This window comes from Pricia antarctica (assembly GCF_900101815.1).
Taxonomy (GTDB): Bacteria; Bacteroidota; Bacteroidia; order Flavobacteriales; family Flavobacteriaceae; genus Pricia; species Pricia antarctica.
Genome location: NZ_FNAO01000025.1, coordinates 1 through 5,545 on the forward strand (window position 1 = coordinate 1; position 5,545 = coordinate 5,545).

Annotated in this window: 6 protein-coding genes; all 6 read right to left on the reverse strand. The window is 37.9% G+C overall.

Annotated features, from left to right (window positions below; genetic code table 11):
* Window positions 1-169: 169 nt before the first annotated feature.
* Window positions 170-823 (reverse strand): hypothetical protein, encoded by a 654-nt coding sequence (locus BLT07_RS20325; RefSeq protein ID WP_139205186.1) that lies wholly within the window; start codon window positions 821-823, stop codon window positions 170-172.
* A 201-nt stretch (window positions 824-1,024) separates the two neighbouring features.
* On the reverse strand, window positions 1,025-1,447 hold the full coding sequence (locus BLT07_RS20330) for a helix-turn-helix domain-containing protein (RefSeq protein ID WP_091874413.1): 423 nt from the start codon (window positions 1,445-1,447) through the stop codon (window positions 1,025-1,027).
* A gap of 4 nt (window positions 1,448-1,451) precedes the next feature.
* Entirely contained in the window at window positions 1,452-1,745 is a 294-nt protein-coding gene (locus tag BLT07_RS20335) for a helix-turn-helix domain-containing protein (RefSeq protein ID WP_245726629.1), read from the reverse strand.
* A gap of 75 nt (window positions 1,746-1,820) precedes the next feature.
* A complete protein-coding gene (locus BLT07_RS20340) occupies window positions 1,821-2,756 on the reverse strand; it encodes a hypothetical protein (protein ID WP_091874414.1) in 936 nt (311 codons plus the stop codon).
* A gap of 74 nt (window positions 2,757-2,830) precedes the next feature.
* On the reverse strand, window positions 2,831-4,156 hold the full coding sequence (locus tag BLT07_RS20345) for a phage integrase SAM-like domain-containing protein (RefSeq protein WP_091874416.1): 1,326 nt from the start codon (window positions 4,154-4,156) through the stop codon (window positions 2,831-2,833).
* A gap of 759 nt (window positions 4,157-4,915) precedes the next feature.
* Window positions 4,916-5,545, reverse strand: a 630-nt coding sequence (gene istB, locus BLT07_RS20350) for an IS21-like element helper ATPase IstB (protein ID WP_091874418.1), incomplete at its 5' end; no start/stop codon positions are given.

Consider the following 5,545-nt stretch of genomic DNA (forward strand, 5'->3'; position numbering starts at 1 on the left):
CCGCGGGGGCGCATTCCAAAACCCGTCGGATAAAAGATCCGACAAGTTTTGAAATGGATGAAAAGTGAACCGGACAGAGTTTAAATTACACACCCAAATCCTACACAGATATTTTAACACGTGATCAAATGAAAATTTGATCGAGAGAGAATCAATGGAGTCTATATATCTAACCTTCTGTATGAAGCTTATTCAGAGCAATAAGCCGCGCTTTTTTTTCCGATTCCTTGTACTGTTTTTGCTTAGTTGATTTTCTCCTTTTCTCCGCTTCGTAGACTAGCTGCACTAAATTCAGTCGAAAACTAACATAAAAGCCCCTTGTATAGTGTGAATACGTAATAAGATACCAACCATTACGGAGTTCCTTTTTTATCTTTCTAGTTTGGTAATGGTTTGAAAAATCCCGAATGCATCGGGAGAGTTCGGAAATAGATGTTACCGCTTTCGGTTTGCCATCCATTCTAGAAAGCCAAAATTTATTATCAATCTTACAGTAAGGTTTGTTTTGCAATATGCTCTTAATCGCAAGAAACCCCAGTAGACATGCTTTTTCGAAATCGTTTTTTTCGTTTTCAAAATAGTCCAAGTAAATTTCTATATTGAGTCCCACCATGGGACTTCCATCGGGGACCATTTTAAAAATTTTTTTACCCTCCTTAAACGTTGTTATGTTATCTCCTCCGATACAACCAAAGAATTTTTTTGCACTTGCAATTTTCTCGCTTTTATTTCCGTGTTCATATAATCTCGTCATAGAGTACAAGCTATAATTCCTTATGTCCCTTAAAACATCTCTTGGAAATAGCATAAAATTTTCTAACAATTGTATGGGGAAGTTAAAATATCGTTTGACACTCATGACCTAATCGTATAGTTCAAAAATTTTGTAGGTCTCCCCTAGTTCTAATAATAGATAACACTATAATTTGTAGATATAAGTTATACGATTAGCTATTGTAGGTCGGGATTCCAGTTTATCGACCGATAATGCCTTGGGCAATGGTCGCTGATTTGTAGCTGTTTATCAATAGTTTAAATCGTCACGGTCAGATTTGTTCCATGCATAGCTCAGCTCTATTTCGAGCAGTCTCTTTTTATCAATCATCGTTTTCATTTCTGTCACTAGTAGGGTGGCTGCGTGTCTTTGGATGTGAATGGCGGTGTCGCTTCTCAAACGGAAACCTATTGCGATAACTTCATTTAGGTCAAACACCTCAGTATTATAGTTTTTACCGTCGATGGCAGTATGGCCAATTTTGGCCCCACTGATTAACCCATCCTTTTTCAACTTGTTAATGTTGTTAGATAAGGTCTTTCTAGGAACGTTATATAGTTGGGCGATTTCTTTTCTTGTCGCGAACCTATTATTACCGCTGGTGACGTTAAATCGATTGAATATTGCTAAGTCATGTCCAAGAATGGAATTGTCTAGATTATTTCTTTCCATAGTTCTAGCCTTTTTTTTGTTGAAGTTTAACAAGAGCACCTTCTACCTCTGACCTTTTATAGTATACCCTGCCAGATAGTGCATAGGACTGCAAAAGACCTCTCTTGGTATAATTGTGTACTGAACTGATATCAACCTTTAAAAGGCTTGCTACTTCGTGACGGGTTAGATACTCCGTCGGTATTTTCGGCTGAAAATTTTCTTGAAGATATTTGAGTTGATTTTTGACCTCTTTTATTAGGGCCATCGTCTCATCAAATTTTTCAGGTGGCAACGGGATAAATTGAAATTTTTGCATTTGCGAAATATTTTTTTATTAATACATTGCAAACTTCGGACGTTCTCAATCCCGATTTATGGCAGTTTTTTCCGATTATCGGAAGTCTATTATATTCGGTAGTATTTCATCGAATAGTAGGTTGAAATTATTTTCTCGTTGATGTGAAGTAGATTTGGCCAAAGACCTGAAAAAACCTTTTTCTATAAGTAAGTCATATTGGGGCTGCTTGATGTGGCCGTATTCCAATAGCCATTTCATGTACATTTGCTGTTTAGTCGGCACCAATAATTTTTCATGTAACAACCGTTGGAATAAGTAACTGTGATCTACATAGTCCTCGATAATGTGTCGCTTCAAATATTTTTTAAAAATTTTAAGTGTTTTTTTATTTATCAAGGGGTAATGTGTTTTCGACGATGAATTTTGGGAAAAGGTTTGTTTAAGGTTATGAAAATATCTTCGAGTGCGTGAAGCAATTTTGTCATCTGTAGCACACTCCTTTTGGGAATAATAATCAACCAATTTGTTGAGCATTTTAACTCGGTGATTAGGAGTAAAAGATTCGGTCTTTCCCTCCAAAAATGCTAATGTACTTTTCGTAAGCAACTCATCCCCATTATGGGTTAATACCCTCCCTTTGAGGTTGATAACAAGGTTATTGACCTCCGTAGCATTATTTGTTGAGATCTGTCCACAGGCTAGTTCGTATTTAAACAGTGCGCTGTACGCTAATCCTTTGATTTTGATAGCATCACTTTTATTATACATATTTAATGAACCGACTTCGAATAAGATATTTTTAATCTGGCTTATGTCTTTAAACCATCCAATCCATATTAAATGATTGATGGTATTTACCAAGACCTTCTTTGTTTTGATGTGACCAATCAAATCAGCCAAGCATAAGAGCTGGTCTAAAGCGGTTAGGTCTAATCTATCACTAAAAGGAGAAGTTAAATATTCAATTATAATAAAAACCTCGTCATTGGAGAGTTTTGAAAAGTGCCTATCTAGATGGTAATTCGTCATGGTAAGTAGCTTTTATGACTACCCAAGATAAGAATGAGATTTAATAACGTGTAAGTTATTTTTCAACAATGGGGCTACGAGGCGGTGTCATTTTTGATCACTTTTAGTGAAGATTGGCGGATTTCTTCTGATGGTAGTGTGTTATAGTAATCGAAGAATACATCTACGTGAGTATCGTCCGCTTTATTGATGTAAGTTAAAAGGGTAGATTCTTTGGAATGGCCGGTAACCTTCATTATTATTGCGGTCGGCAACTGGCCGTAGTGGTTGCTAGCAAAAGTTCGTCTGCCAATATGAGTACTAATATATTCGTATTTTGGGCGAAGTTTTTTAACGCCTCTTTTGGTGTTTTTGTCTTGCTTTCGACCCATGACTAAGTTATTAACATTGGCGATTTCCCCGACTTCCTTAAAATGCTTATTTAGCTTTTGGGTAGACACGGTGTAAGGTAAACCACTTTCATATATTTCCCGAACTTTTGGCAGTACCGGAATCGTGACTTTTTTGTTGCCTTTAATTTGCTTGATTTGTATAATGTAGTTTTCCCCATATCTATGGAAATTCTCCGCTATTATCCGTTTAGTCAATGCTTGCCCCCTCTGGCCTGTATAGCAAGCCAAAATAAGCCATTTTCTAGCATTAATATGGGCGTCTTTTATAAGATGGGCTTTCTCTATTTTATCGATATCTGAGTTCGTTAAAACGATTACGTCCATATCGTCATCATAGGCCGAAATAGTCTTGGTCTTTATATCGTTTAACTCCGGTGAAGTTAAGACTCCGTTTGCTCGCGCCTCTATGCAAACAGTCTTGAGGTCGGCAACCTTTTTATAAACATACGTTGGAGAATAGGTTTTTTTACCCAACAACCATTTTTTAAAACTTTCGAATTTTAACTTGTCAATGTCCTTAACCTGAAAAGTATTGTCGCCTTGAAATTCTAAAAAAAGTTTTTTCAGCCTATTGTATGAATTAATCCTAGATTTCCCGATACCAATGCCACCTTTTGCATTTTCTCTTAAATGGGCATCTTCTACTATTTTATCCATCCAATAAGTAACCGTACCGTTCGGTGTGTTTCTTGCCTTTGGAGGATTATAGTATTCATTTATTTGCTGGGTTAACCATTTCTTGTCCACCACCGACAAATCGGTTTTTTGCAGGGCATTGAGTACATGGTTTTCGATACGCTGTAATTCGGAATTTACCTCAACTTGCTTATTTCTGATTAGTGGAACCTTAGAATTTGTAGAGTGCTTTTTTTTCCAATACGTTTTCTCGACAATTAATTTTGTTTTTGACCCTATAACGTAGTCATCTTTATCAACTCTGAACAGCAGTCGAATATTTAGAGGGGCCTGCGGTCGCTTAGAACGGTATAAGAAATTAACGGTTGCCATAATTACTGTAATTGAACAGGGCAAATATAATACTTTGTACGGTGTTTGTACGGTAAATTTCGTTGAGGTTCAATTTTGTTAGATTATTTTACAGTTCAAGTGATGCTTTTAAAAACAGGGAGAAGTCTAATAAATGAACAACTTCAATGGTTTGGATAGGTATTATTGATATTAGAAAAACATCAAAATAGAAGGGTTTCGAGTCCCGTCCAGACCGCTAGTGAAATCAAGCCTTTCGATATTCGAAAGGCTTTTTTATTTTTGGCGTTGCACGCAAATTGCACGCAATTTGGATATAGTTTTGTTATGAAAATAAAGCTATTTCACGCTTTAAATACTCTTTTTGGTTAGACTAAGTCTAGACTTTATAAGTAAACATGGATGTAGTGGGTTTTGTAGACAAGCCGGACTTAGGATTTGGTGCCGCAAGGTGGGGGAGTTCGAGTCTCCCCGCCCACACTTTTTCAACTACAAATTAATAGTAATAAAACCTCTCAAAACTGAGAGGTTTTATTTTTTGGGTACAACATAGGTACAACTTTTCAATTTTTTCAGACTGGGCATTACGATTAAATTCTTTTGACTTCATTCGATATCAATCTAAATTTATTCTTTCCTATTTCAATAGCATTCCACTATGATGGGTTTATTATCATACTATATACCCGCAATTTTGGCTATTTCGGAGTGATGGTGCCACCCATTTCGGTCAAATGGTGCCACTTTGAGAGATACTGCAATTATAGTTAAAATTTGTTTTTATTCCTTTTTTAAAATTCCTTTTCTTAGCGATTCCCCTTTGAGGTCTATCCTATGTGAGGAGTTTACGATACGGTCCAGAATGGCATCGGCAATGGTTCCCTCCCCGATGATATCGTACCATGCCGACACCGGTATCTGGGAAGCGATAATGGTGGATGTCCTATTGTGCCGGTCGTCGATGATGTCCATCAAGGCCTCCCGTGCGTGGTTATCGAAGCTCTGCAGGCCAAAGTCGTCCAAGATCAACAGGTCCGCCTTGAGGAGTTTTTTCAGTTCCTTGAGATAGGTGCCGTCGACCTTGCTCATTTTCAACATTTTAAATAACCTGGCGGTATTGGAGTAGATGGCCCTGTACTGCATCATACATGCCTGGTGTCCCAATGCCTGCCCCAGATAGCTCTTTCCCGTCCCCGATGCCCCGGTGATGATAATGTTCTCCTTTCGGGCCATAAAATCCAGTGTTGCCAGACGCTCGAACATATTTTTGTCCAGATTTCGGTTCTGTACATAATCGATATCGGCGAGGTTGGCGGGCTGTTTGAACCCCGCAAGTTTCAGGAGCCGTTCGATCTTACGGTTCTGCCGGTCCTCCCATTGGTGGTCGGTCAGCAGTGCCAGATATTCGTC